The organism is Vibrio sp. PID23_8 (genome assembly GCF_003584965.1).
Lineage (GTDB): Bacteria > Pseudomonadota > Gammaproteobacteria > Enterobacterales > Vibrionaceae > Vibrio.
The window spans coordinates 463,945-489,073 of record NZ_LIXE01000003.1 but is presented as its reverse complement, the minus strand read 5'-3'; the positions used below and the strand labels follow the sequence as shown (position 1 = coordinate 489,073).

The 25,129-nt window shown below is 43.6% G+C and carries 20 protein-coding genes and 2 pseudogenes; 12 read left to right on the top strand and 10 right to left on the bottom strand.

The window, feature by feature from the left end; translation table 11 throughout:
* Both AK966_RS08840 and AK966_RS08835 read left to right on the top strand, forming a co-directional pair.
* Nucleotides 1–525 (top strand): hypothetical protein, encoded by a 525-nt coding sequence (locus AK966_RS08840; RefSeq protein ID WP_099080656.1) that lies wholly within the window; start codon nucleotides 1–3, stop codon nucleotides 523–525.
* Nucleotides 519–1,885 (top strand): annotated as a pseudogene (locus tag AK966_RS08835) (DEAD/DEAH box helicase). Before AK966_RS08840 ends, AK966_RS08835 begins: the two are co-directional and overlap by 7 nt.
* Before the next feature lie 185 nt (nucleotides 1,886–2,070).
* Here AK966_RS08835 and AK966_RS08830 read toward each other — a convergent pair.
* The 8 genes and pseudogenes from AK966_RS08830 to AK966_RS08795 all read right to left on the bottom strand — a co-directional run.
* Entirely contained in the window at nucleotides 2,071–2,667 is a 597-nt protein-coding gene (locus AK966_RS08830) for a 4Fe-4S single cluster domain-containing protein (RefSeq protein WP_099080657.1), read from the bottom strand.
* Nucleotides 2,668–3,171 (bottom strand): hypothetical protein, encoded by a 504-nt coding sequence (locus tag AK966_RS08825; protein WP_099080658.1) that lies wholly within the window; start codon nucleotides 3,169–3,171, stop codon nucleotides 2,668–2,670. It abuts the gene before it with no gap.
* 3 nt (nucleotides 3,172–3,174) lie between these two features.
* The gene (locus tag AK966_RS08820) at nucleotides 3,175–3,381 is read right to left on the bottom strand and encodes a DUF2997 domain-containing protein (protein WP_099080659.1); all 207 of its coding nucleotides are present in this window, start codon (nucleotides 3,379–3,381) and stop codon (nucleotides 3,175–3,177) included.
* Nucleotides 3,374–5,722 (bottom strand): hypothetical protein, encoded by a 2,349-nt coding sequence (locus tag AK966_RS08815; RefSeq protein ID WP_119463971.1) that lies wholly within the window; start codon nucleotides 5,720–5,722, stop codon nucleotides 3,374–3,376. The genes AK966_RS08820 and AK966_RS08815 overlap by 8 nt, the downstream gene beginning before the upstream one ends.
* Nucleotides 5,722–7,434: a hypothetical protein gene (locus AK966_RS08810; RefSeq protein WP_119463970.1), complete on the bottom strand. Its 1,713-nt coding sequence runs from the start codon at nucleotides 7,432–7,434 to the stop codon at nucleotides 5,722–5,724. Before AK966_RS08810 ends, AK966_RS08815 begins: the two co-directional genes overlap by 1 nt.
* Nucleotides 7,431–10,886 carry a DEAD/DEAH box helicase gene (locus tag AK966_RS08805; RefSeq protein ID WP_119463969.1) on the bottom strand — a complete coding sequence of 1,152 codons (3,456 nt, stop codon included), beginning with the start codon at nucleotides 10,884–10,886 and terminating at the stop codon, nucleotides 7,431–7,433. Before AK966_RS08805 ends, AK966_RS08810 begins: the two co-directional genes overlap by 4 nt.
* 9 nt (nucleotides 10,887–10,895) lie before the next feature.
* Complete coding sequence (locus AK966_RS08800; protein WP_099080663.1) at nucleotides 10,896–12,512, bottom strand: AAA family ATPase; 1,617 nt, start codon at nucleotides 12,510–12,512, stop codon at nucleotides 10,896–10,898.
* Between the two features lie 548 nt (nucleotides 12,513–13,060).
* A pseudogene (locus tag AK966_RS08795) lies at nucleotides 13,061–13,241 on the bottom strand (IS5/IS1182 family transposase); the annotation flags it as partial.
* A 272-nt stretch (nucleotides 13,242–13,513) separates the two neighbouring features.
* On the opposite strand from AK966_RS08795, the gene AK966_RS08790 reads away from it, so the two are divergent.
* The 10 genes from AK966_RS08790 to AK966_RS08745 all read left to right on the top strand — a co-directional run bounded on the left by AK966_RS08790 (nucleotide 13,514) and on the right by AK966_RS08745 (nucleotide 22,945).
* Nucleotides 13,514–14,014 (top strand): toxin-activating lysine-acyltransferase, encoded by a 501-nt coding sequence (locus tag AK966_RS08790; RefSeq protein WP_119463968.1) that lies wholly within the window; start codon nucleotides 13,514–13,516, stop codon nucleotides 14,012–14,014.
* Nucleotides 14,004–15,368, top strand: coding sequence for a protein adenylyltransferase SelO family protein (locus tag AK966_RS08785; RefSeq protein WP_119463967.1), 1,365 nt, complete (start codon nucleotides 14,004–14,006; stop codon nucleotides 15,366–15,368). The genes AK966_RS08790 and AK966_RS08785 overlap by 11 nt, the downstream gene beginning before the upstream one ends.
* 11 nt (nucleotides 15,369–15,379) lie before the next feature.
* Nucleotides 15,380–16,555 (top strand): glycosyltransferase family 2 protein, encoded by a 1,176-nt coding sequence (locus AK966_RS08780; RefSeq protein WP_099080666.1) that lies wholly within the window; start codon nucleotides 15,380–15,382, stop codon nucleotides 16,553–16,555.
* Nucleotides 16,556–16,608: 53 nt separating this feature from the next.
* A complete protein-coding gene (locus AK966_RS08775) occupies nucleotides 16,609–16,863 on the top strand; it encodes a hypothetical protein (RefSeq protein WP_119463966.1) in 255 nt (84 codons plus the stop codon).
* Between the two features lie 61 nt (nucleotides 16,864–16,924).
* On the top strand, nucleotides 16,925–17,128 hold the full coding sequence (locus AK966_RS08770; protein ID WP_119463965.1) for a hypothetical protein: 204 nt from the start codon (nucleotides 16,925–16,927) through the stop codon (nucleotides 17,126–17,128).
* Nucleotides 17,118–18,134, top strand: a complete 1,017-nt coding sequence (locus tag AK966_RS08765) for a radical SAM protein (protein WP_259343749.1) — start codon at nucleotides 17,118–17,120, stop codon at nucleotides 18,132–18,134. Before AK966_RS08770 ends, AK966_RS08765 begins: the two co-directional genes overlap by 11 nt.
* Nucleotides 18,135–18,161: 27 nt before the next feature.
* A complete protein-coding gene (locus AK966_RS08760) occupies nucleotides 18,162–19,448 on the top strand; it encodes an HlyD family secretion protein (protein ID WP_119463964.1) in 1,287 nt (428 codons plus the stop codon).
* A 2-nt stretch (nucleotides 19,449–19,450) separates the two neighbouring features.
* Entirely contained in the window at nucleotides 19,451–21,595 is a 2,145-nt protein-coding gene (locus tag AK966_RS08755) for a peptidase domain-containing ABC transporter (RefSeq protein WP_099080671.1), read from the top strand.
* On the top strand, nucleotides 21,588–22,226 hold the full coding sequence (locus tag AK966_RS08750) for a DapH/DapD/GlmU-related protein (RefSeq protein WP_099080703.1): 639 nt from the start codon (nucleotides 21,588–21,590) through the stop codon (nucleotides 22,224–22,226). The genes AK966_RS08755 and AK966_RS08750 overlap by 8 nt, the downstream gene beginning before the upstream one ends.
* Nucleotides 22,196–22,945 (top strand): hypothetical protein, encoded by a 750-nt coding sequence (locus AK966_RS08745; protein WP_099080672.1) that lies wholly within the window; start codon nucleotides 22,196–22,198, stop codon nucleotides 22,943–22,945. The genes AK966_RS08750 and AK966_RS08745 overlap by 31 nt, the downstream gene beginning before the upstream one ends.
* A gap of 278 nt (nucleotides 22,946–23,223) precedes the next feature.
* On the opposite strand, the gene AK966_RS08740 is transcribed toward AK966_RS08745, so the two are convergent.
* On the bottom strand, nucleotides 23,224–24,480 hold the full coding sequence (locus AK966_RS08740) for a Y-family DNA polymerase (protein WP_119463963.1): 1,257 nt from the start codon (nucleotides 24,478–24,480) through the stop codon (nucleotides 23,224–23,226).
* Nucleotides 24,480–24,887, bottom strand: a complete 408-nt coding sequence (locus tag AK966_RS08735) for a LexA family transcriptional regulator (protein ID WP_119463962.1) — start codon at nucleotides 24,885–24,887, stop codon at nucleotides 24,480–24,482. Before AK966_RS08735 ends, AK966_RS08740 begins: the two co-directional genes overlap by 1 nt.
* Nucleotides 24,888–25,129: the final 242 nt, after the last annotated feature.

Below are 25,129 nucleotides of genomic sequence, written 5' to 3'. Positions count from 1 at the left end.
ATGAGACGATCTAGAAAAATTGATGCGTTAATGCACAAGCTATTGATTGAAAAAAGAATGGATGGCTTTTCAGTCGTCGAATTACGGGATGCATCCTTGCCTTATGTTGAGCAAACTTGTGATTTAGCGAATCTGCGTTTGCGGCTCTATCGTCAATTGCTGCGCTTTGAACGTAACAATTGGTTGAGAGTTGAAGGCTCACGAGCCAACAAGCGCTATTTTCAAACGGAGTTGTTACATGTTTATGAGTTTGCACCTAAACCTACGTCTGTCGAGGTAATTGAGGCAGAAGTACTCACTTGGTCGGTATTAGCCAGTGAGCGGAATGAGTCGCGTGGCGAGTTGGAGATTGCACTTGGTGAAGTGGGAGAATACCAGTCATTAATTCAACGCTTTCCTGAGCTTGAGCCTAAACTTGCTCTGTTGCTGAATCAAGCCAGAGAGCGCTCTGCACAGTTGTTAGGTAAGGTGAATGTGTTGACGACGGTCCTTGATACGATCGCGAGTGAGCAAAAGGCATGTTGAGGGGGTGGCAACAAGAATGCGCAACAGCGGCCATCAATAAATACCTCAGTGGAGAAAGCCATTTCTTCTGTCAGGCAACGCCAGGAGCAGGTAAAACAGTGCTTGCTGCTACCATAGCATCAAGGCTTCTGGAACTGAATTTTGTTGACCTCGTTCTTTGCTTTTCTCCTTCACGGACTATATCGGATGGGATGAAAACAACCTTTTCAGCAATATTACAGCGACCTTTTAGTGGCACATTGGGTTCGGTAGGTCAATCAATGACCTACCAATCACTGCAGTTTGTTGATGATGAATTCTTGCATGCTCTTAAGCGTTATCGAGTATTCGCTATTTTTGATGAGATTCATCATTGCGCAGGCTCAGAAACCGGTGCGGGAACGTATGGGGCAAACAAGTTCTAGCGAAAATCCAAAACCTAGCATCTTACACCCTCGCATTATCAGGTACTCCATGGCGATCCGATACCTTACCGATCGCAATGGCTGATTACACCAATGATCTTGGAACCTTGCGTGTAGATTATCAATACTCTTTAAAACAAGCTGTTGCCGACAATGTATGCCGCTCTCCAAAAATTGTACTGGTTGATAGCAATCAACTGTCGGTGGTTGGTAAAGAGACCTCTCAATCATTTACTTCTATCGCAGAAATGTTGAAGCGAACAGGTAATTCATACCTGCATGTCATCCACAATCATGATGCGATGGAATACTTGCTGAGATTAGCCTGTGAGAAGCTAGAGCATTTGAGATCGCAAACTCCAAACGCAGCAGGTCTTGTTGTTGCAGCGTCAGTTGAGCATGCCTTACATATAAAGCAGCTACTCACCAATAAGTTTGGGCAATCTACAGCAATCGTCACTTACAAGCACGAGCAGCCATTAGCGGAAATTGAGCGATTTAGAAATAGCAATCAGCAGTGGATCGTCAGTGTCGGGATGATCAGCGAAGGTACCGATATTCCAAGACTTCAGGTTTGTTGCCATTTAAGTGCAGTAAAGACGGAATTGTATTTTAGGCAAGTGCTTGGCCGAGTGCTACGCGTTAATAGTGCTGCACCGCAAGAGGCTTGGTTGTTCACGTTTGCAGAGCAAAGCTTGATAGAGTTTGCGGAACGTATCGAGCAGGATATTCCAGAGGCGTGTGTATGGATGGAGCGAGAGGTTAGCGCAAGTACAGGCGCTGACGAGTCGGTGTTTAACTTGGTCACCGGTAATGCAGCTAGCGAAAATGATCCAACAGGCATTGTCGCTTGGAAAGCAGGTAGTAGCGATTTATTGTCGAAGCAAGATGGCAAACATTCCGATGAACTCTCACTTCAAGCGTTCAAGCAACGTGTTATATCTGCGTTTGGTTAGGTTGCGTAATGCTTGTATAGCCCATTTATGCCCCAGACACATTGTGTACGCACATAATCATGATGAGATTTATTTGGGCAACAATCTGTTGCCCAATTGTGTAAGAAGGTCTCGAACAATAGCGAAACTAGTTGTTTCGTCAATTTACTTGATACTTCTAGTAGAGGATGTCGAGCACGCCATTTCTACCCTCCAAAAATCAGACTCAGGTTGTGATCAGGAAATCCTAACACTCTGATACTTTCATCCTCGCAGATAATGATCTCAACCTCATTTTGAAGTTGTTGATTCTGTTGCTCCCGTGAATTCAATGGGTAGAGTAATTTTTGGTTATCTGAGCCTATCCATTGCTGTTGGATATTTCTCTGGTTAATATCAAAGCGCCCTATGGCCGCGATATCACATAGCGACTCAATTTTGTGCATGTTTCCTTGCTCGGTCAGCTCTTCTTCTTCATAACCAGTAAACAAAAATATGGTCAAATCAGAGTGTTGCCTGATTTGCTCCATTAACCACCAGAGGTTTTCTGATTGATGTAGCGGCTCGCCGCCAAGAAAAGTGACGCCTTGAATCTCTGTCTCAGACAGGATCTGTTGTAGTAATGCAGTTCTGTGCACTTTTTCTTTAAACGAAAACGACCACATGTCGGTATTCCAGCATCCTGGGCAGGCCAATCGGCAGCCCTGTAGCCAAACAACAAAACGCTGACCAGGGCCATAGATATGTGACAATGGCTCCACATGAGCCAGATTAAAATATTCGCCGTAATTTACCGCCATCATTCAAACCGTCCGCACCAAAACCAACTGGATTTGATTTCCTTTGAGCGTTTCTTTGACTGAGTAGCCCTGTGCTTTGGCTTTTTCAATCGCCTTTCGTTTCGTTGCTTCTACCCGAGCTTTACGCTCTTCTTCTAGGCGGATACGTTCTTGCTCGGCAACTTTTTCTAGGTGCTGCTCGTAATATTTTAAATAACAAGATGAAAGTTCATGCAGGAAGTTACGAACAGGTTTGTAGTGACTATTGTTTAAATTTTCCACTCGCCCGTTCATCTCACTTGAGTCGTGGCGTAAAAGCCACTTTCCATTTTCTTGCCGGAAATGTTGTCTCCCATAATAGTCTGAACGGTTGGTCAGAATATCACCGATAACCAAGCCGCCACTATGGTGGGTTTGCGCGATATTCTGTTGATTAATTTTAACCGGCTCTGCTCCAATCGACTCCAAAGCCTGAAATAAAATCTCCTCCATGACAAAAGGGGTTGTGGTTTTAATCACTGCACTCATCGGTTATCTCCGCTTTACTTCAAGCTTATTGCGCTGGACTAAAGTCTGTCGCTGGTGATACTCATCTGTCTTTTTGACACTGCTAACATTACTCTCCAGATCCAACAAATCATCTAGGGCTTCGAGGCAACTTTCGCCTTTAAAGCCACTGGTTTTGGCTGTAATAGCCCCCTCTTCATCAATGAGCAGGGTGATCTTCTGTTCAGGCATGTTCACTCTCCTTGTGACACACAATTTCAGCGTTTAAACGTTGAGCGTCTAACTTAGCTTGATCAATCTGGTGGTACTCAAAGACCACTAGATACCGTTTCTGTTGGTGTTCGCGCAGTTCTGTACCATTGGTTGGTAGCTCATCAGATGGCCATTGAAATTCACTGTCTCCTGATTTACTCTCGGAAAGTCCTAGTTGTTTGGCAAAGGCATCGGTTGCTTGTTTAGATTTATACACAAACGATGAGCCATGCTCATCGAGCGCTTTTTTTGAATGGCCTTGTTCCGCTTTGATATTATCTAAAGCCTTTGTCGCCGCCTGAATCTCACGTTCGACTTTGTTAAGGCCCTGTTCATAAGTCGCTATGCAGCGCTCAAAGTTTTTATAGTGCTTTCTCCAAATCTTATCTTTAATCGATGCTTTCCAATGGTTTGCCTGATCAAGCGTCATATTACGAATCGACAGACGTTTGGCTTCGCGCCAACCTTGTTGGGCTGCTTGGTGGATTTTTTCCCTGTCTGCTTGTGCTTGATTGATCGCTTGCTGATTTGCTTGCTTTGTTTCCTGATCCGCATTTTTGGGGCTTGGCTCGGGGAGTGCGGGCAGTGTATCTGGCATAAACTGTTCGAGCGTTAAACCACCTATCTGAACCGAATCCAGTTGTTGGTCAGTCAATTTCTCTGTTTCGGATACCCAGTTCGAGTGAAATTCTTCGGTAACGCGGCCGCGGGCTTCTGACTCATTGTCTTTCAACTGTTTAAGCTCAGCAGTTTTCTCGTTCAACTGGTCAGTGTTATTATCAACATCTTGCTGAAGATTGGATCGCTGTTGCTCCCAGCGCTGATTTTGTTCGGCCATATCCATATTCCGGGCGGTATCAGTCCCTCGCTTACGAATATTCAATGCTAAGGTTGTTAGACGTTGACGATATTCTGTCCGCTCTGCTGGTGTCGCGGTAATGACAGACCAAGCCTTAAGGGTGTCGATTTCTCGATTCAGCCCTTTGGTAGATTGCCCTTGTCCTAGTAAGAAACCCTTGATGAAACCTTTCAATTTATCTGAGATGCGGGCTTGCTGTTGATCAATGTTTGACTGTTCATTGAGTAAATCATCCAGTCGCTTCTGCCAGTCTCTTTCGGTATTTTCCCATAACTTATACAAGTTATCTGGCTTTGCCTCATTCGGACAGTAGGGTGGATGTATCAGCACGTTGTAGTGAATTGCATGGGCTAATTGCTCATATTTCCACGCTGTAAATTCTGATGCGAGTGCATTGGCATCGTCATTCAAAAAGCTATCTATGCTTTGGGTATGGATAGCATCAAGTTCGATTTCACGATTATCCTCAACGATGCATTCGAGCTCGGGGTGTGCGGCAAAGCGCAATCGCTGTTGAGAGGCAAACTCACCGATTGCCGTTTCATCTTGATACTGCCAGGCGGCGTCTTCAAATGCCTGATCGTAAGCTTGCTCGAGCTTTTCGCTTTGAGTTACTGATAACTTTAGGCACCAGTTGGTAACGGCAAAGTCGGTTTCATCGGGCAAAAGCCAGTGGCCATCGCTTGACAACAACAGGGATGGAAGAGGCTTGTTGGTCAACGCAACACCATGGCGTGCCAACGTTGCTATTTGATTTGACTGGCTATCCAATAGTAAGCGCCAGTTATCGCCATCAGCGCCAAACCCAGAGTGAGTCGCGGCACGCAACTGATCCAGCGTATCGCTCAGACAATCTTTTAATGTTCCACCCAAGTGATGAGAGTGGTTTGTCAAAACCGCTCCATCAGGATGTTGAACACTGGATTTAGGTTGGTTTTGATGCAGATATTCTTCGCTGCTGGATTGCCAAAACAACTTACAGAAACTACGAAAACTGTCCTCGATTTGCGGCAACTCCAGTTGAATACCCCAGGCATATTCACTTTTCGTCACCAAAGGCGAATGCGACATTAACAGAAGGCCTTGCGCGTCGGTGGTGGCGTGATCGACTAGTATCAATGCCCCTTGTTGTTGAACGCCAGTGCGAATGAGGCAGCGGCCGGATAGGGCATCAATTGCTGCTTTGTTCATCGCTTTGGCACCTAATAACAGGTAAACACGAATGCCTTTGTCTGCTTGCGCTTTAATAGACTGAATCAGAGACTCTTCTTTCAGCTGTTCACTGGCAATCAAGACGGTTTGGCGCGAGTTTGATACTAAAGCGTTTAAATGGCCGGAATCATGCTGAGGTAAACTTTCACTGATATCAGCATCGGAATACTGCTTTTTGAACAAAGCGGGTAGCTGCTCGTGGTGATAGGTCGTCGTGAAGTGTTCATGACGAGGTGCGATCCGTGTCATTAGAGAGCCTCCGCTGCGATGTTTTTTCTCATACTGTGTACATGACTAATCTGATGTTGGAGATATTGAGGGAGTTCAGTGATTTCTTTCGGGGTGAAAGTTGGGGAGCCATCAACGTAGAAAGTCGAGTCAATATCACGAATAAAATCCAATCCGCTGCTGCATTCCCAACACCAAGTCTGCTTGCTACCAATCAAAATCCAGTACCTCCCGTGGTTGTCACTTTCCTTACGCAAGGTTTCGTGAGACCAATTAGTAGGCAGTTTTGCTATTTTTCCATGCGGCTTGTCTAGGGTCAGGAGCAAGCCGTCAGCGTGTATTAGGCAATCGGCAATGGACTTTAAGTTACGACTGTGACGTGGTGTATGAACATAGCGATCAGAGTAAATGACTTGATAGATAGGCCCCTCATTCGTCAATTTTTGCAGCAACATGTTGATGTCTAGCGTATCACCATTGACCAAACTGATTGGCATGCGTAACTTGCTGCTGCTAGATGGAGTCAAATCCGCCATGGTAGCAATATGCCAGTAAGCTTCTGGTTGAGTTTCTCTTTTTAGCTCAGATAACAAAGAGTGATGTTCTTTTAATGGCAACTCGAAATCATTCAAGGCCGTGTTATTCAGCCATTCAGATTGTTGTTTTCGGGCAGTTTCTGATGAGTGATATTGTTTACGGTAAAACTCTTGCAGCCAGAAGCGATGCCAATCTTCAGCATCGTTTTGATCAACAGGTTGAACCGGAATGTACGTGGCTTGGATAGAGCGGAACACATCCATACTCGTGTTGAGGTTCGAACAACTAAAACGGTTAATCTGAAATTTCTCTACCGCGGCGGGATCGTGGTCAATTTGATTTAGCGGAGCCGTCAGACATTGTTTTTCTGGCTGCCACTGGCCATTAAACTCACTGGCAACAGCCATCATGACATCATTGATACGATCACCAAAATCATTAATGGAGAGTTCAAGAACTTCTGGACGAGGGCTGGATTTGTGATAGCCATTTTGGGCTTGAAAACACAACATATCCAACGAACCTTTCAAATTGACCGTTGAATTCGATATCCCCAACTGCCATATAAGCTCAATCTCTGCTGATTTTTCAGATGAACAAATCACTTCAGGCTCTAGTGAGGACAAGGGTAAGGTAATACTTTTCAATGCAGATCGGTTGCGATCGGCAAAGGACTCTTCAAGTACATTCAGCTGCAAAAGCTGATCGACTCGGAATTCTGACCGAGCGGCATCAACCCCTTTCTTCCAGCTTGCCTTACTCGGCTCAAAAATTGCGGTATCCCTTTGCATCATCACTGGGCGAGTTCCCAGCAACCGGTCGTTGTTTGTGTACCAGATATGATATAGGCCACGTTCTTTGGCTTCGAACAGGCCAGTATCAATGACGCGTTGACCCTTTTCAGTGATTCCTGACGGATCCCATAATGCTTCTTGTTTGAGATAGGCTTTCAATCGGGGGGGCATATCTGTTGGGTTATGCAAAATAGCATTTAATAAGGTCTGAAGGTCTGGCCGCTCTCGCAGGAAAGTGACTTTAGCAATCACGGGATAGCGTTTAAGACTGACGGTTCTGCTGAGTGTTAATGCCAGTGAGCCTGTATTGCCGTCGAGGTTTTTAACAGATGCCGTGCGACGGTTAGCCCCTTTCTCCGACTGATTCTGGCGGGAGTGTTTGTTTCTTGATTGATTCTTCATCGACGAGACTTCCGTTTCTTGTCAGCATTTTTGCTAGAGTGACTTTGGGTGCTTGGCGCGATAACATGACAGGATTTAGCGAGATTATTTAACTCCGGCGTTCGCGAACGCTGAGAGAAATATTCATGGTGGCCTACAATCACAAGCTGGTAACGGGCGCGGGTAATGGAAACATTAAGACGATTCGGTGAGTCCATAAAGCCATCACGATGTGTGTTCACCATTGACAGAAAGACCACATCCGCTTCTTGGCCCTGGAAATAATCCACCGTGGCCAGCTTTATCGATATGCCCTTGACGTTAAATCTTGCGTATCGTTTGGCGTTACCTGGCAAATTTTGCAAAGCTTCCCTTAAGGCTTTTTCTTGGCCTTTGTAGAAAGTTAGAATCGCCACATCAAAGGGCTCACCTTTTTTGTTTTTACTATTACTTTCCGCCCAAGTGCAGAAATCCTGCAACTCGCGAATCAAGCCTTGTATTTCTTGTTTGTTACTGTTGCCCCGCAAAGTGGTTCCACGGACATCCAGCCAGATATTACGGGAATGGTACTTCTGATAGTTCCATGCTCGATCTGATCGCGTTTTACCGCCATCATCCAGTACACCTTTTGGATAAAATTGCTGTCGAGGGAATGCCGAAATATCCGGATGCATACGGTGTTGAAAGGTTAGTGTCGTATAACGTTGACGTTTCTCAGCCGAATCAAAACCCTGGTTCAATGTCGTTGGCTCATCGTGTTTGCGTTTTACCAGTCCATCCCCAGAAAGTGCCTCCAAAATGGATGGAAAAGCGATGTTTTTAAGTACGTGGATCCGGCCATCAGCCGATACAGACTTTGGAAACAGGCGTTCTAGCGTATCGCGTAGATAACCCGTTTTCCTGTTTCGATTGGCGGATAACCGCAGCCAATACTCTCGCTCCAGACGCCAGCACACCTCTTCAGACCATTTGGTGCTATCGAGACGCTCGAATAACTCGTTATGGATTATCTTGGTGTCAGTATAATCTGTTGTTTTAACCTTGAACCGCTTGGTCGAAGTCCCTAACCGCCGATGCTGCGCTGCCTGCGATGTACGACTCCAATCCGGATGCAGGATCAACATATCATTCGGAACCCAGTGAGACAGAGCTCCCAAACAGCTTTCTTCGACAAAATACACATTGTAGTGATAAAGCAGTTCAGGGCTTTGTTGAACCTGACGTAAGCCAAAACAGTACAGGTTACCGTCACGACAGGCGTTGTCCATTATGACCTGTAACTTGTCCATACCGTTAGCCATGGATTGTATTGAAGCGCGTGTTCGAATTTCTGCAGCCAAAGCGTTGGCGACATCACGTGTTACAGGTACCAGCATTGGCTGGGAGTAGGGAGCGTCGTGATCTCCACGTAGTTCTTCTAATAAAAAACACGCTTGCTGAACTGCAGCAGCAAGGTTCTGACTTGGAGCTTTGCCTTTTGGCGGGACGAGCATCAGATTATCGAGATTGGCAACGATTTGCTCTCGGTCGGTAAAAGGCGATAACTGGCGCACGTCACCTACCAATACCCAGCGTTTGGCAAAGCGTGCAGGAACAAGAAACTCTTGAAAGGTGGTTTTACTGCATTCATCGATGATCATCACATCAAACGGCGGTTCGCCGGTCTCCAGAGAGATATCGCGTTCGTTAAAAAGTCTCAAAATGCCGATGGTGGTACCGCAGACCAGATTGGAAGAGTCCACCATTAACTGCTTACTCAGTTGTTCACAGCCCTGAACTTGTTGAAGTTCATTTAGCAGGTTATCGAACTGGAATTCCTCAACGCCAATGGCGTTGTTTTCATCACCGATACGTAAGGGAAAGATTTTTGCTGAGAGTGCCGCATTTTCTTTGATACGTTCTAGAACATTGTTTATCGCAGCATGAGTCGAGGCCGATAACAGAATACGTTTGCCTTGTTGCACCAACTGCATAATTAACTCTAGAATTGTGGTGGTTTTCCCCGTCCCTGGAGGGCCATCAAGAATAGTGAAATCTCTGTTTGCCAAGGCCTTGAGAACAAACTCTCGCTGGCGATCACAGCCATCAAAGTTTGGATCTGTGAGTACCGTCCAACTTGATTCAGGGAGCTGAGCTGCGGTTACCTCTGGCCAACGCGTTTGCTTGCGTGTCTGCAACATCTGGATCAGCGGCCAATGACCTGCAGAGGGTCTACTCATCAGCTGGTTGATAGCATCTTTCTGACGCATCAACTGACTCGTATCCACACTCACTCGGATCTCGCAGGATTTCCCTTGTTGAGATGGGTACTCACTAAGCGAGTTTCTCTTCCCTTTGATATTTCTAGCCAGAAGTATTTGACGTTCATCAGGACGAGCTTTGAGGACACGAAAGCCATCGTCAAACTTACGCTGAGTCGAATCCAGTATCTTGATGTTCTGGTTATCACCAAAGAAGTAATCCAGATCGGATTTTCCAGTGTCGTCGCCATTGTTTTTTTCTATAAGCTGAATCCATTTTTCTTCGACTGAGGTTTTTTCCAGTTGCCAGTTTAGTGCGGGAAATGCATTGCAGGTAAGTGAGCCAGAATCCTTTAGTACTTTATTGATATGACTTTCAAGTATCAGGCTTTTCGCTTTTTGTGTACCCTCTATCCGCAGCTCCCACTGATCACTTTGCAAAGGGTGCCCATGCAACTGAAAGTGACCACAACTGAGCTCAGCAAGTCGCTTGTCGGTCACATCTTCCAGTTTATGGCCATCTAGTTGTGGAGGTGACTCAGAAAATAGCAACCAGCCATTGTTTTCTGTCTTGGCTTGCCATTGTTTCAGGCCGGATTCATCCAATCCTTTCTGCAACAAGAAAGAGGTGTCTTGACCCTTGATAGAAAGTTTACTGTCCGCTTTAACATGCCCTTGTAGCATGAGTTGATTATTAATCTGATGGGTGACTTTGCACTCTTGACCGTCAATATGAACCGAATCCAACCGATCCAGTTGCACTGCTAAAGGCCGTAGTTCGAGGTGGTAACCGCTCCATGAAATTGGTTCATCATCTAACTCAAGATCAGGCAAATAAAGTTGATAATCAAGGTCATTATAACCACCATCGGGTATGCTAGTCTTGCGCCTACCCTTGCCTTTCCCTTGCCAAATAGGGTCGTCTTCATCAGGGAAAAAATTTGTGTCAGGTAGCTCACCATCAACCGACAGGATCTGGTAATAGTGTTCCTTTCCAGCGGCAACCTCAATCTCGCATATCGGCATGAATTGCCAGATACGTTTGTCCGGTCGAAGCTGGTAGCGTTTATTGGCGACAGGTTTCCATTCACAACTGACTTCTTTGTTCTTTAGCGCCTCAATACTGTTGTTGAGATAATGTCGAAAAGGCATAAGAACTTTCTGAGTCTGATCGGCCAAAGTTTGCGAATCAACGCCATTGCCCGCAAGGGCAGTAAAAAACGGATTTTCCATATTTTACACTCAATCAATGAAAGGATTTTCACCCTCTTGTTTCAGACGAGGTTTTTTGCTGGATGTTTTCTCCATAGCCTCCGGCTCCGCGCTGCTTGCAGGGACAGCTCGACCTTTTGCCCACGCACGTGTTTGGTGGATCATCTCTTCCATGGTTTGTGACAGAGGCGTCGTTAACTCAATAGCACGGCTAATGTCTTCTTTATTGAGTGGGTGGCCATCATCAAAGGCGATAAACATCGCTTCTTTAATTGCTTCTTCGAGCTCTGCGCCGGTAAAACCTTTACTCTCTGTGGCAAGTTGGTTCAGCTCTTCATCCGTAAAGTCATCACGTCTATTTCGTCGTTGTAGATGAATCGAGATAATGTCTTTTCTGTCAGCATGCACTGGCAGATCAACAAAAAAGATTTCATCAACCCGGCCTTTTCTCAGAAGCTCTGGAGGGAGTTGTGCTATATGGTTTGCCGTCGCCACGACAAAAACAGGTTTTTCTTTTTCCTGCATCCACGTAAGAAAGGTACCCAATACGCGAGATGTCGTTCCACCGTCGGTTGATCCGGAGCTTTGCATTCCCGACATGCCTTTTTCAATCTCATCTACCCATAGAATGCTGGGTGACAGAGCTTCGGCCATATGTAGCGCCGAGCGAATATTTTCTTCAGACTGCCCGACTATCCCACCGTATATTTTCCCCATATCGAGTCGCAGCAGTGGGAGCTGCCATGCATTGGCAACCGCTTTAGCCGCTAGGCTTTTGCCCGTTCCAGGCAGACCGAGAAGCAGAACACCTCTAGGTGTTTCTAGCCCAAATTCTCTTGCGTGTTCGCTAAACGCCTGTTGGCGACGACCTAGCCAAGCCTTGAGATTATTGAGGCCACCAATATCGTTCAGTGTGGCTTTAGGGTGAAAATACTCCAAGTGACCACTTTTTCGGATGACTTGTTCTTTCTCTTTGACGATAAATGGAATTTCGGATTCTGTCAGGCGCTGAAACTGACAAGCGGCTTTGGAAAAGGCTAGCTGCGCTTCACTGGTCGATAAGCCCAGTGCAGATTCAAGAAGGTTCGGTGTAGGGTTATAATCACGCTCATCAATGTCGTAGCGCTGTTTAGCCTGCTCAAGAATTTTGTGTAGATCGCCTGTATCCGGTAGTGGCATTTCGAGGATCTGAGTTTCTTTATCTAATTCTGGCGGCAGCAACGCTATTGGTTGTGACAGTACTATGGAGCAGCCAGAGATTTCCCGCCCCGCAACGGCAACGGCAAAAGCTCGCAGCCTGCCAATAAGTCTGTGATTATCAGATGTTAAAAATGGGTGAAAATCTTCAAGTAGCAAAATGAAGCCTTTCCGCTCGACCTCTTGGCTGTGCTCTAACAGCCAGTTAAGAACTTCATGGGGCTCTTCATGATCATCTATCTCATTCAATTCGCCGTTATGAAAATGCTGAAGGCCAGATTGACTGTTCCAGATATACAGTTCACGTTCAAGCTCTTCAGCAACACGATTGCAAGAGGCTCTGATCCTGAGCGTCTCATGACTGATGATTTGGTTTATAGCGGCTGAAGACTCGATATTCGTTTTCAGATGATCGTGAAAATCCAGTTTGCCATTTTGGGTAGTGTCCATTCTGTCAATTGCCTGTAAAAAATTCCATTTAATCAACTTATTAAAATGACGTATCGCATTTAAGAGATCAAGCTTTTAGAGTGAATCTAACGCCTATTAGTGAACCTGACACGCAATAAGAAATCCATTTGCTAACATATTCCGACAAGTTGCAACGTAACCGCAGTTTTGGTCTGCAAACTTTTGGCCATACTACATATGATTTTTAAAACAAAATTACGGCAATAGATTACAGTCACATACAAAGCAATGAGATGTACGCGCGTCTCTTTTTGAATGACTTTATGAGCGAGTGCAATACTCAGCTCAAGGCTTTTGAGGCGGGAAAGTATTTTTTGCCCATTGGCGAATTACATTTTTACACTATTCGCAATGTAAATATTCGTGATTACACTCAAGTGCAAGTAGAATAATCGGTTTTAGCTGAATTCTAGCCCTTCAGTTCGGAGCCCCTTGCTAATTATTAGCTTCACCATGCAATTTAGCCAAGCTAAATCACATTAGCTTTTATAGGAAAGTTGCGTATATGGGCGATTGCGATCACTCGATTTACGCAACAAAGCAGTAGTAATGGTTAAGTCGCTGAATCGGCGTAGGTCAACTCGTTTGCCTTATTTGCTTCCACTTGGCTATCGTTTCCCCATCAATCCAAAAGGTCAGAGAGCCTGAGTTGATTCGTGCTTTGTTGTACCGCTTCCAGTTGGTTGTTTTGCAACGAGGTTTAGGCATGACGCTACGTCGATTAATCGGTGTAGCCGATCAGATCATAGCTACCTGATTTGGTTCCGTCGATTTGAGCAGCAAAGCCCATTCTAGTTGACCGCTACACATCGAACTACGCAACATAACCGATACGTGTCTCGCATGTCGGTGAAATCACTAATTTTATCAACACTTTTTTTTACGTTGTGACACGAAGATAAATGCTAGTAAAGGTGTGATTATTTTATTCCTAATTTTTAATAGAAGAAGTAATAGATAAAACTACCCTGTAGGTTGTAATGAACAAAACTTCTGTTTCCTTAGCTAATAGTCAAATTTCCGGGCTACCTTATGGGCCTTTATCAAAGGTAGAGGTAACTCATGAACTAGGACAGTTTTTAGAGGTAATGACCAAATGTGCCAAACGCAGGGAACTTAACCTAGCTTCATTCCTGCATTGGATCAAACCAGCAGTAATTCACAGGCAATACAAGTTCTTAAAGCTATCAAGTGACATTGGATTTACGGGATACGTTATATGGGCTTGGGTTGATGATTTAACGCTGTCTCATTATATGACTCAGACTAGATTCTCACTTAAACCAATGAATTGGAATGAGGGAAGTAACCTGATTATTGTTGACTGGTTCGTCGAAAAAAATAGATCAAGTCAGTTGAAAGAGCTTTATAAGCATGTTGTTTCCTCAACAAAAATAAGTAGAGATGAAATCAATGTTTGTATTCGAGATGAAAAAGGAAATGTCATCAAAACGAATAAACGGAGTATATATGGCTACTGAACTCCTAAAAACACATAAGTGTGTTGGAAAAGACAATACTCCTTATGTTGACAAATATTTGCCTAAAGAATCCTTTGTTTTATTTGATACCTACAAACTAAAAGACTGTGAAGTCGTTTGGATCAATAAAGATCTCATTAAAGAGTATGAAATCGAACTTGATGAAGGCTCGATTAAAAATGAGTTGCTCGAGAATTTTAGTTACGTTTCTAAGGGATATGCCAAGAAAACAAGAATTATTACTAACGACAAAAAGCAGTTTATGGCAGATCAATACGGTTCTCGACATGAAATATGCAATGGTGGTAGCGCAAGGTGTGGATTAAATGGCCATTTTCAAATCAAAGGGATTGGGCGTAACCCGTTAGTAGCCGCAAATATGTCTGAAAGCCATTCACACGGTAAGTTATTTATCGATGAAGCGATCAGTGAAGCAATTTGGGGCGAAATCTGCAACAAGCACCTGCCTTATGGATCTATAAGAACACTCGCCATAATCAAAACGAACGTAAAGCATAAGTTTGGATACTTAAATGACACACCTAACAAGCATTGCGCCTTAGCGATCAGGGAAGTATCTGTACGCCCTGCCCATTTTGAGCGTTGCACCTTCTTTTGGCCAGAGGAAAGATACCGTTACCTTCGTGATAATGATGCCAATCGCATAAGAAAGGCGGCGCCCTATCTCTCTAATTTGATGTTAGGTGAAAACCATAATACTTCCCTTGGCGATGCCCTCAATACAATGATTGATCGACTCGCTTGCCAGATTGCTGCATCGAGAGTGAAAGGCATCCCACACGGATCTTTAACGAGCTCAAATATCTCGGTTGATGGTCGGTTCTTAGATTTTGGCACCATAACAGCGGTGCCTGATTTCGGTAACTATGTACTCGCAAATGGTGTCGGGGCCGTATGGGATGACCATGAGCTCATAGAGTCCTGGTTAGTTAACTTTATTGACACGCTTAACCACTACTCGCAAGGCGAACTGACACCAAATCAAATAAGAGAATATTCATCAGATTTTTCGAGGTTACTTGATGAATATGAGAACAAGTTTCTGTTATTTGAGTTAAGTATTGAGGATCACTCACAATCGAATATTGATAAAGCGAGCCTTTTAAAAGAGCGCCTAAAACACGAAGAGCGAAGGTTTATTACTCGCTTTAATGACGAAGACTTTCGTCAGGATGTACTCGCTGAAGCAAAAGCCCTCGGTTTAGATGTTAAGTCTGTAGGATTTCCTTTGCGAAGGGTCAAATATTCATCCTTTACCATGCTTCAGGGGCATTTGCATACAAATTATGACTATCAATCTGTTAGTCAGCTTATTAACGATTATTTATCATAAGTGAGATGAACATGATTGATGTTATAGAAGTAATATTAATTTCTACGTCTTTATTGTCGTTTGTAACAACACTAGTTTTGTTCGTTTGCTATAAGTTCAGAAAGTCAAAGTCCACAAATAGAGATGACCCAAAAGTTTCGGTATTTTTGCCTTTTTATAACGAAAAGGAACAGCATTTAATCTGTGCATTGAACAAGTTAAATGAACAAGACTATTCAAGCCGAATTCAGGTTATTGTTATTGATGATGGCTCGACAAATAATGTAATTACTGGAGTTAAAGAGTGGATATCTAACACTAAAGCTAATCACGACTTTCAGATTGTTGAAAGAGCGGTCAACGGTGGGAGGAAAGGCTTTGCTTTAGATCATGTCTTGGAACTTGGAGTCGCTACTGGGGAGGTGTATGTCGTTGTAGATAGCGATACCTATATTGAGCCCAACGGTATCTATGAACTGGTTACCAAACTTTGGTCTGATGATAAATATGCTGCTGTTTGTGGCTATATTACGCCGGAAAATCATAAAGACAGTTTTATAGGTAAATTGCAACATTATGAACATATTAGCTTTTATGGCGCGATAAGAGCCGCACAAGACAAACTCGGCTGTGTTCCAGTATTAGCAGGCGCATTTGTCGCGCACCGAGCTTCAGCAGTGGAAAAACTAGGAGGCTGGAGCGAGTGGTTAGTCGAAGACATCGCATGGTGTTGGAAGGCAATATCAAATGGCTATCGAACAGGTTACGCTCCTAAAGCAAAGGCAACTACGCAGTGCCCAACTGATGCTAAGGGTTTGTTTAATCAACGTCGGCGTTGGGCTCGTGGGCGAGTAGAAGCTTATATGGAAGCTTGGAAGACACATTGGATAGCGGGTTTGTGTGCATCTCCTTGGTTTCTATTGACTGCAGCACAATACATATTTCCTTCTAGCATCATTTTATTTGGATTTATGATTGTAATGGGTATTTGGATTCCAATAGTGTTCGGGGTTGCCAATATAATGATCTACTTTTTACTCGTGAAGTCTTATATCAGAGATTTTGATTTGTATGGTGACTTATCAAATAGGCAGGTGTTCAAAGCACCAATATATTCAGCCCTGTTGGAGTCTATTACATGGCTACCAAACTTACTTGGATATTCTGATGAGATTCTAGGTAAGAAAAAAGGCTGGCTAACAAGATAGTTTTTATGAGCGCAGTACTCTTTTACTGTAATTTAAATATAAGGAAATAATTTATGTATAATTTAAGTGTTGATGAAATTTCAATGGTTTATGGTGGCGGAGATGGTAATAGCAGTGGTTACCCGGCCTCTCCTAGTGCAGTTAAGCAACAAGCAAACTCGCCAAGCCAAGGCTGTGCGCAAGCCGTTGCTGGAGGCGCAATTACAGGTGCATTAAATGGAGGGCTGTCCGGAGGGTTAGGTGGAGCCGTAGTTGGGGCTGGACTTGGTGGTTTCGGTGCGGCAATAAGCGGCTCTTGTAATATGTAGTAGAATATAGTTCCTAGTAGCGTAATTGCTACTAGGTTATAAATAAAATATGGTGACATATATGAATTTATCTAGAGTAACGACCATTGGAATATCTATTTTTGTTGGTGTTTCATTATTTTTTTTTAATGTAAATACTGATGAAATGAAAGGCGTTAAAGGGGTGGCATTTTATGCAATGTTGTATTTTACAGTTTCAGGAATTGAAAGTACCTTAAATTTAATTTATAAGAAAATGGGAGGGGGGTGTAGTAATGGAAATTAAGAAAAACATAAAGAAACCTGATTTACTTAAGATAAATAGCTTAGGAGGTGTTTTTAATGTGAACTGGGCTTTAACAAACAATTGTAACTACAAATGCAATTATTGTCATCCTGACCTAAGAAATGGCTCTATTAAAGCACCACCGTATGATGTCGCAGTTGATTTTGTTGAATTGATCCTTATGCGTTCGAATATATTGGGAATGACGCCAAACTTTGAATTTGGGGGTGGAGAAGTAACTTTGTTGCGGTATTTCCCAAAACTATTAAAACATATTTCTGAAAATAATGGTCTGGTTAACATTGTTTCCAATGCTTCCAAACGGTTGTCCTGGTGGCAAGAAAATTTTAAATATTTGTCGGGAGTGAGTCTTAGTTATCATATTAATGATATCAAAAATGAGTCTCATTTTATTGAGGTTTCCAAAGTTCTCGAGTCCTCACAAAATACTCGCTTTCACGTCAATATCATGATGGTTCCCGAGCGGTTTGATGATTGTCTCGCGTTTGCAAAGAGGCTACAACAAGAAGTTCGTTGTTCTATTGCCCTTCAACCACTTTTTGAAGGCTTCGGCCATGGTGGAATTACTAAGAAGTATCCGTATACACCTGAACAAGAACAAATAATGAAAGACTTTCGTGGTCGGCCGGAGCTAAAAAAACATCCGCCATCAATGGCTGAATTAGAAGTCAATTATGCAGATGGTACAACCAAGAATCTGTCGACTTTTGATTTAATCGCTAATGATCAAACAAATTTTATTGGCTGGGACTGTTACTCTGGTATTGATAGCTTAGTTGTTACATTCAGCGGTGATATTTATCGCTCTTGGTGTATGCAGGATGGCCCGATTGGCTCCATCTATGATGAAAATATTGAGCTTCCAACTCATCCTACGAAATGCAGAACAAAAATTTGCCAATGCGGTGTTGATTTGTCGGCGAAAAAAGTGAATACAACGTTGATTCCAAATAAACGACAAGAAATCGCAGTGACTCAGCTCTAGTCCGTTTGTGTAGGGAAAGGATGACCCGTGGTAGCAAGAGCCAAACATTTATATCGGCCAGAGTATTTCGAGGCGCAGAAATCAGACCAGCAAGGATCTATTTTAATTGATGCATCATTGAATCAGTACCTATTCTTAGGTGCATCTGTGTTCGTTTTGATGACTATTATCTTTTTCGTTGTTTTTGCCGAGTACACCCGTAGAGATACTCTAAACGGTGTGGTTAGTCCGACAGGGGGCATTGTCAAAGTGCAGGCAAATGATGAAGGATACGCCGAAAAAGTCTTTGTAAGTGAAGGTCAGACAATACTCGCTGGTGAACCGTTGTATGAGATAAAAACTGAGCGATATGATGAGTTTGGTCAAGGTGTTAAACAGCGAATTGTCTCCACAATTGATAATCAAATTATTTTGTTAAATGAACGCCGAAATAAAGAAGTAGAGAAATCGCAACACCAGCTAGAGGTCATTGATGATGACCTGGTACGTTTGTCTGAAGAGGTGGGCATACTTAATGTGGTAGTTGATTTATCTGAACAGGAGCTAACTCTTGCTCAAAGTTTGGTTGATAAACAGCAAGTGTTGGTTAATAAGCAGTTCATCTCCACTATTGAACTTCAAAGGCAAAAGCTTGAGCTAATAACACTAGAAGCTAAGGTGCAAACCCAGCGGCTAAGTTTACAACGGTTGGTGAGAGAACAAGCTAAGCTAGAAGAAACGAAAGACACGCTCCAGCTAGAGCTCGACATTACCCTGCAAGAAATTGATCGCCAGCTTCAGCAAATTGCTCAAAACAAAATTGAGTACTTTTACCAAACGGATACCCAGGTAGTATCGCCGATTAACGGTGTGGTTGCGTCAATTTTCGTTAAGGAAGGTCATTCAGTTAACACAGGTCAACCGCTTCTTGTTGTTATCCCAGAGGGAGAAAAGCCAGTTGTTGTTGAGTTGTACGCACCGAGTCGCAGCATAGGTTTTATTCAAGAAGGCCAAGATGTCCGCTTACGGTTCGATGCGTTCCCTTATGAAAAGTTTGGCGTACAACAAGGTGTTATCTCATCAATATCAAAATCTGCTGTCACCGCTGAGATGCTGCCCAATAGCCCATTGATACAAAGCCAGCTTTCGCGCACTCATGGTGGCGTTGGCTTGTACCAAGTGAGAGTAAAACTCGATAAGCCGACTATTACGGTTTATGGGGAAGAGCAAATGTTTGTGCCAGGAATGACATTGACCGCAGATATTGAACTGGACACACGTAAGGTTTACGAGTGGCTGTTAGAGCCTTTGTATACCATCAAGGGACGAATGTAATCATGCATGCAGAAGGGTTGATAGACTGGGGGTGGGGAAAGAAGCTCCCTTTAATCCGACAAACAGAAAAGGCGGAATGCGGTATTGCATGCCTCGCGATGGTTGCTGATTGGCATGGTTACAAAACTGATTTGCGATCGCTAAGAGCAAAATGCGGTATTACCCAGCATGGGATGTCATTTGCACGGCTCATTGAGTGCGGTGCACTTCTTAAGCTTTCAGGTCGCGCAGTACGTTTAGATCTACATGAATTGGAGCAATTAGCAACACCTTGCATTTTGCATTGGAATCTCAATCATTTCGTTGTGTTAAAAAAAGTGAGTGGCAAGAAAATTGAAATTCACGATCCAGCCAACGGTGCATTGACACTGAGTCATGATGAGGTCAATAAGCATTTCACAGGCATCGCGCTTGAACTAACACCGACCCACGACTTTGAGGAAAAAGTTGAAAGCAAAGCGGTTCAGCTATCAACTCTAATTGGTAAAACCGTTGGCCTTAAAGGAGCACTAGGTCGAATCTTTGTGTTCGCATTGGTTTTAGAGGTGTTAGCGCTTACTTTGCCGATCTTTAACCAGATTGTGATCGATGAAGTGTTGGTTGGGTATGACAAAAATCTTCTTGTACTTGTCATTGGATCCATACTTATGGTTACCGCGACGCAAACCTTAATCGGCCTTGCTCAGCAATGGGCGACCATCAAGCTGTCCGTGAATTTCAACATGCAGTGGGCGGCAAATGTTTTCCATCATTTGTTTCGATTACCTATAGATTGGTTTGAAAAAAGGGATATCGGGAGCATTAGTGCTAAATTCTCAGCTGTGGATGTCATTCAACAAACGTTAACGACGAGCGCTATTCAAGCCCTACTCGATTTAGTTTTAGTGGTTGGTACTCTGTCGGTTATGTTGGTTTACAGTCCTCAGCTCTCATTCATAGCGATTGCTGCGGCGCTAGGCTACATCGCTCTCAGGTTTGCGTGGTTTGGTGCTTTTAAGCGCGCCGAAGAAAATACTTGGGAAGCCAGTACGCAAGAAGAAAGCTACTTCATAGAGACAGTTCGCGGTGTATTGAGCTTAAGAGTTAACGGGACGCTGCCATGGCGTGAGTCGTCTTGGCGGAACCTCAATATTAATCGCAGAAACGCTCAGCTACACGAGCAAAAGCTTGGGATGATCTACAACACAATGAATGTGACGATTGTTAGTCTTGTTTCCTCGACGGTTCTCTGGTTCGGTGCAAATTTAGTACTGGATGGACTATTTACAATCGGCATGCTTATGGCTTTTCTTTCATATCAAGGTCGGTTTTCTGCCAGTATTAGTTCATTAATCGATAAGTATTTCGAATTTAAGATGTTATCTGTGTACAACGAACGTTTAGCGGATATCGTTTTAACTGAGAAAGAAACGGAAAGTGTTCCTGATGCCCTAGGGTTGCCCGTTGTAACCAATAATCCAAGCAATACTGTTATCGAGTTTGACAATGTTTTCTTCTCCTACGGAAAAGATCAGCCTCCAATTCTTAACGGCGCAAGTTTTAGTGTAAAAAGGGATGAGGTTGTTGCGTTAGTTGGGCCGTCTGGTTGTGGTAAGTCAACAATTTCTAAACTGTTATTAGGTATCTATTCAGTTACATCGGGCAGCATTAACTACTTTGGTAATAAATCGACAGCCTCCAAATCTCTTAGAACTCAAGTTGGTGCAGTTTTGCAAGAAGACCAGCTATTTAGTGGTTCAATAATCGAAAATATTACGTTCTTCGCTAGTGATCTAGACGAAGATTGGCTAGTTGAGTGCGCACGTAGGGCGGGTGTCCATGATGATATCGAACGATTAAACATGGGCTATCACACGCTGGTTGGGGAGATGGGTTCTAGCCTCTCAGGCGGCCAAAAACAAAGAATTCTCATTGCACGAGCATTGTATAAAAAGCCTAAGTTTCTAGTGTTGGACGAAGCGACAAGTAGCTTAGATATCTATACGGAGTCGTTTGTTTGCCAGATGTTTAAAGAAATCAATACGCCTATTTTGATGATTGCGCACCGTCCAGAGACTATAGCATCAGCTGATCGAGTATTGCTTATGGATAGTGGTCTAGTTCAGGAAATCCCAAATAATTTTAAGCAGGAAGCTCAAGATGTATAACCACGAAAGAATACTCTGTCCAGATAATCATTCTGAATTATCTGACGTTGAATTGATGGAACAATATAGTAAATACTTTGGTTCGGAAAATTGGGTAACATTTTCTGGTTGCCCTTCGATTACTCTGACCAAAGTCGGCTCAAATGACTTCGATGCTTTACCAAACGGGAATGAGGTGATCGCTATCGATTCAGGCTGTTACATTGAATCATCCCACTTTCCTGCCTTTCCTTCTGGTGTCACCAAGCTGACAAGTGTTTCAGTTAAAGACAAACCTTTTGGAAAAATAGTCATTGGCAAAGGGTGTGTGCTCCAAGGTACTGCCATCTGTGCTTACGACAAAGTTTCAATAGGAAACAATGTGATTTTTGGCCCAAATACCGTGATTATGGATTGCAGCGGCCATGCGCTTACAAAGCGAGGCCATCCGGATGAACTTGACAATATTAAAGCTGAGCCAGTCATCATTGGCAATGACGTTTGGATCGGTTACGGATGTATTGTTCTTCCTGGAGTGCGCATTGGAGAAGGTGCAGTTATTGGGGCAGGTAGCGTCGTTACGAAAGATATTCCTGCTAACTGTATGGCTGCTGGCAACCCATGCACCGTCAAAAAGATAGAATTAAACTAACTGAAAACGGAGTTCAAAAAATGAGATTTCTTTGTCTCACACTAGTATCACTAGCCGTGTTGTCTGGTTGTAAAAGTATTCCAGTTATTTTCATGCCCGAACATAATGTATCGGTCACAGGAAAAACCCTTAACTTTGACGGTCCAATATCTGGCGATAGCGTTTTGGAAGCATTAAGAGTTGTGCGAAACTCTGGTGCAGAGATTGAAAAGCTTAGAATCACTAGCCCTGGCGGTGATGTGCTTTCAGGCATCGAACTTGGGTATTTTGTCAAAGAAAATAACCTAGACATAGAAGTTGATACGCTTTGTTTTTCTGCATGTGCAAATTATGTTATTCCAGCTGCCAAAACGGTCTTGATTAAGAATGGTTCTCTTATTGGTTGGCATGGAGGCCCAAGGCAGTCAGATGAGATTTGGAAAGCGATGGCCCCTTCTGGTGATAAAGAAGGCTTAATGAAGTTTGTAGCACGACTGCGTGAAAAAGAAGATGCATTTTTTAAGTACATTGATGTTGACCCAGACATCACAGTCTATGGTCAAACCAGTTCAAAAAAATGTCAATTAATAAAGGAAACGCATGGGTGGTACTACTCAACACGCGACTTGGCAAAAATGGGCGTTCCTAACGTGGTTATAAATGGTGAGCTAGCTTCTTCGATAGAGTATCAAGGAGAGACAATTTCTGCTTGTTTGATGCCAAATTTCAAAGATATATGAAATGTAAAAGCTCTGTGATTAACACTTGTTTAAAGTGGACCGACTTACAACGCGATCCGAACTACCAGTCGGGACGCAGAGTAAAGTAACTCCAACTACTAGCGAGGTAAATTCTGCGACCTTAATATGAATCTATGATCTACTGTTGGTTTAAAGCTGGTCTTCGACATCAGTTTTGGACACACCAATTAAGAACTTTCCATACTTGAGCTATTTGATGTGGTGCTAAATTAGCAAAGTTCCCGAAGTGGTTCTGTCAAAGAGTTTTCTGAAATACCTCAACACTGAACCTTGGGCAAATCCGCCCAGCGCGTAGTGTACTGCGGCGTTAAAAACTGACGCCGCATTTGCCATTTCTGCTCAATCCCTTGGGCGCCTAAAAACACCGTGTTCTGCCCATAGCGCTGATTTAAACCATCAAATATCGACATCAGTGGTGCATTGTTTGGGGTAGGGTTAAACAAATCGGCTTGCTCATTGCGCCCATCAAGCAAATCCAACAACCCAACGCCCACTTTATAAAAACGCACACCCTCAGAGAATAACTGGTTAGCGAACTCCGATACGACCTTAGAAATTTGCGTCACATCTGCAGTTGGGTAGGGGAAACGATGGATCATGCGTTTACTGTAGGGGGTATCATCAAATGGTGAACTAGAAGCAAAACAGACCAATACCTTACACAGAGAACCTTGTCGCCTTGCCTTGCGTGATGCAATTCCGGCATGCTGACAAAGCGCTTCACGTAACGCGACGTCATCAATGATCCGCTCACCAAAACTGCGCGTTGAGAAAATCTGCTTTTTATCTGCTCTTGCTTCATCCCATTGCTTGCATACCTGGCCGTTAAGCTCTCGCACCGTTCGCTCTAACTCCACATTAAACACCTTTCGCGCTAAAGGGGCAGGGTAGTTGGCCAACTGCAATGCTGTCGTTATACCAAGGTGCTTTAAATGTAATGTAAGCTTTTTACCAATTCCCCAAACATCATTAACAGAGAGCTGTGCTAACACCTTTTCTCGTTCGTCTTTGCTGTCCAGTACACATACACCGTCATAACCGGCAATTTTTTTAGCAGCATGGTTAGCGATTTTAGCCAGCGTCAATGTTGGCCCCACGCCGACACAAACGGGTAATCGACATTCTCGCCAAACCGCTTTACGCAATAACATCCCGTGTTCACGCAAACAAGAGATAGCAGGAGCACAGCGATGAAACGACAAAAAAGATTCATCAATCGAGTAGACATGCTGCTCTGGCGCAAAGCGGCCAATCACTTCCATCATTTTTGAAGAGAGATCTGCATAAAGCTCATAATTAGAAGATAACGCCACCACGCCACGCTGCTCGCAGAGAGCTTTCATTTGAAAGTAGGGTTTGAACTTCTCGACACCGGCCTCTTTTGCTTGTCGGTTAGCCGCCACGATACAGCCATCATTATTAGATAGCACGATTAACGGCTTACCACGCCATTCAGGTCGAAAGACTTGCTCTGCACTGCAATAGAACGCATTGGCATCGACTAGGGCGAACATCACTCTTGCCTTAATAAGTGGCTTGCTCGGTGGCAACGAATAGAACGAATCACCACACCCTCAACCGAAAAGGTATCGCAATCTTGCACCAGAACCGGCGCATGAACCGGATTAGCTGAAAGTAACTGGCGATGCTTTATATCAAGCAGTTTGCAGACAAACTCACCGTTTAAGTTCGCCACGATGACATCCATATTATTGAGTGCCACATGGCGATCTACGATCAAGATATCACCATCAAAAATACCGACGCCTTGCATCGAGTCACCACTGGCACGCCCAAGAAAAGTGGCACTTGGATGCTCGATCAATAACTCATCGAGATCGAGAGATAGCTGGCGGTACTCAGCAGCAGGGGATTCAAAACCGGTGATACCGGCACTGGCAGAAATAGGAATAACGTTCATAAATAGTACTGTTTATATATACAGTGTTATTTTGGTTTAAAATAGGCAGTTTGACAATAGCAGCCAGTTCGATTGTGCTTTTAGTAGGCAAAGGGGAAGTCTAGCCAAACTAATTCACTGTGAAATGACAATGTTCAACTCACAATACCTGACCTTTCCCCCAAAGTGAGGGGTTGAACATGCTTTCTAAATTCTTTGAATTTGACTTATATTTCCTCATGCTAGCACTTTAGCTAAGTGTT

Coding starts and splice junctions, on each gene's coding strand:
- AK966_RS08840 (WP_099080656.1), top strand. CDS start 1: ATGAGACGATCTAGAAAAATTGATGCGTTAATGCACAAGCTATTGATT.
- AK966_RS08830 (WP_099080657.1), bottom strand. CDS start 2,667: ATGATGGCGGTAAATTACGGCGAATATTTTAATCTGGCTCATGTGGAG.
- AK966_RS08825 (WP_099080658.1), bottom strand. CDS start 3,171: ATGAGTGCAGTGATTAAAACCACAACCCCTTTTGTCATGGAGGAGATT.
- AK966_RS08820 (WP_099080659.1), bottom strand. CDS start 3,381: ATGCCTGAACAGAAGATCACCCTGCTCATTGATGAAGAGGGGGCTATT.
- AK966_RS08815 (WP_119463971.1), bottom strand. CDS start 5,722: ATGACACGGATCGCACCTCGTCATGAACACTTCACGACGACCTATCAC.
- AK966_RS08810 (WP_119463970.1), bottom strand. CDS start 7,434: ATGAAGAATCAATCAAGAAACAAACACTCCCGCCAGAATCAGTCGGAG.
- AK966_RS08805 (WP_119463969.1), bottom strand. CDS start 10,886: ATGGAAAATCCGTTTTTTACTGCCCTTGCGGGCAATGGCGTTGATTCG.
- AK966_RS08800 (WP_099080663.1), bottom strand. CDS start 12,512: ATGGACACTACCCAAAATGGCAAACTGGATTTTCACGATCATCTGAAA.
- AK966_RS08790 (WP_119463968.1), top strand. CDS start 13,514: ATGAACAAAACTTCTGTTTCCTTAGCTAATAGTCAAATTTCCGGGCTA.
- AK966_RS08785 (WP_119463967.1), top strand. CDS start 14,004: ATGGCTACTGAACTCCTAAAAACACATAAGTGTGTTGGAAAAGACAAT.
- AK966_RS08780 (WP_099080666.1), top strand. CDS start 15,380: ATGATTGATGTTATAGAAGTAATATTAATTTCTACGTCTTTATTGTCG.
- AK966_RS08775 (WP_119463966.1), top strand. CDS start 16,609: ATGTATAATTTAAGTGTTGATGAAATTTCAATGGTTTATGGTGGCGGA.
- AK966_RS08770 (WP_119463965.1), top strand. CDS start 16,925: ATGAATTTATCTAGAGTAACGACCATTGGAATATCTATTTTTGTTGGT.
- AK966_RS08765 (WP_259343749.1), top strand. CDS start 17,118: ATGGAAATTAAGAAAAACATAAAGAAACCTGATTTACTTAAGATAAAT.
- AK966_RS08755 (WP_099080671.1), top strand. CDS start 19,451: ATGCATGCAGAAGGGTTGATAGACTGGGGGTGGGGAAAGAAGCTCCCT.
- AK966_RS08750 (WP_099080703.1), top strand. CDS start 21,588: ATGTATAACCACGAAAGAATACTCTGTCCAGATAATCATTCTGAATTA.
- AK966_RS08745 (WP_099080672.1), top strand. CDS start 22,196: ATGCACCGTCAAAAAGATAGAATTAAACTAACTGAAAACGGAGTTCAA.
- AK966_RS08740 (WP_119463963.1), bottom strand. CDS start 24,480: ATGTTCGCCCTAGTCGATGCCAATGCGTTCTATTGCAGTGCAGAGCAA.
- AK966_RS08735 (WP_119463962.1), bottom strand. CDS start 24,887: ATGAACGTTATTCCTATTTCTGCCAGTGCCGGTATCACCGGTTTTGAA.